The organism is Bacteroides sp. RTP31139st1_H2_RTP31139_211217 (assembly GCF_040227615.1).
In the GTDB taxonomy this organism is placed as follows: Bacteria; Bacteroidota; Bacteroidia; order Bacteroidales; family Bacteroidaceae; genus Bacteroides; species Bacteroides uniformis.
The window spans coordinates 1-1508 of sequence record NZ_JBCNZM010000336.1; the positions used below are offsets into that span (position 1 = coordinate 1).

Annotated in this window: 1 protein-coding gene; it reads right to left on the reverse strand. The window is 55.4% G+C overall.

Annotated features, from left to right (window positions below; genetic code table 11):
• Positions 1–143: 143 nt before the first annotated feature.
• Positions 144–1508 (reverse strand): AAA family ATPase (locus ABUA47_RS24725; RefSeq protein ID WP_349832283.1); only part of this gene is annotated, 1365 nt, incomplete at its 5' end.

Sequence of the window (1508 nt, forward strand, 5' to 3'; positions counted from 1 at the left end):
CAGAGAGTAGATAGGCATACAAGGACTCGGTATCCGTCTCTGCGCACTCTCCGGTGGCAACGAAACGGTCCAGTGCCTGCACATAGAAGGCGGTGTCATATCGGGTGACGGTGGTGTTCATCTTCTTCTTGGTTACTGGAGGATTATTCGTCTCCATATCTCAGTTTGCGCATGTCCACACGCGCCCAGGCTATTTCCTTGCGGACGATGGAGACGTATTGAGCTACGCTCTTTTTGTCTTCTTCGGAGACGAAAAGGTTGTCAGACAAATCTCTTACCAGGCGGTCTATGCTGGTGGCGGCGGCGTCCAGTTCCGTCTCGTAGTCACGGTCGGTGACGGAGAGGTTTCCCAGCCAGAGTTGTTGCTCCTCACCTCGTTGCAGACGCCGCATGGGGAAGCGCACACCGTTGATGTAGAGATGCTTGTCGTCGCGGTAGAGGGTGACGCGTTCGGTGCCTTCCTCTTTCACGGCGCCGGTGTCGGCAAAGGCGCGGATGATGGTACGCTTGGGATTGATGGGGTCGGCATACATTACGCCCAAGGTGGGGGCATCTTTGGCGCTGTACTCCTTCAGATTTTTGTAGTCCACGATAAAGATGTAGGTGTTGCCCGTACCATGTTTCTCCACCTGGTAGTAGAAGTGTTCCGTTATCAGCAGGTCATCGTCCCTACGGTCGCCGGCAAGGCGGGCTTTGTCGAGGGCTTCGCGCACACGGCTGACTTTCAAATCGGATTTCAGCGAGGAGGCGATACCGGCAATCTGTTTTGTGTGGGACACGAATAAGGCACGGATAACGATGTCACGGATGGCAACGCTCTCATCAGGCTCACTCCATAGGCAGTGGTAGACGGGAAGCAGGTCGGTCATGGAGACTTCCGTGCGGCCGTGGACGAAGGCGGAGGTCTTGAGCAGCTTCACGATGTTTTTCCAACGGCGGTCGCTGACGTAGACATTGCGGCGCAGGTCGGAGTCTTGCATCTCTACGCTTGTCAGTCCGTGGCGAATGGCTGTGATGCAGGAAAGAACATCGAGAGGCAAGGTTACGCGGCGTATCTCAGCTTGCCATTCGGCATACTCGCGGTCGGAGATTTGCCATTCGCAGGCAGTCGTTTCCGGATGGTCGGCAGAATCGTCCAGCAGCATTTTGTAGAAAGATTCTTCCTGCTTGACGCAGGTGCAGAGAATGCGGATGAGGAAACGGTCCCATAGGGCTTCCAGTCCCTCGCCTTGAGCGGGCAGTTCGTTGCTGGCAGCTACGAGCAGTTTGAGGGGGAGATGCAGTTCCTTGTCGCCATTGCGGAAAAGTTTCTCGTTGATGACGGTCAGCAGAGTGTTCTGTATGGCAGGGCCTGCTTTCCATATTTCGTCCAGAAACACGACATCGGCTGTGGGCAGATAGCCGTCGATGGCACGTTCATACTTGTCGGATTCTTTCAGTCGGCTAATGCTGACAGGACCGAAAATCTCGTCGGGCGTAGAGCTGTGTCGTATACACATCTCCGCGCC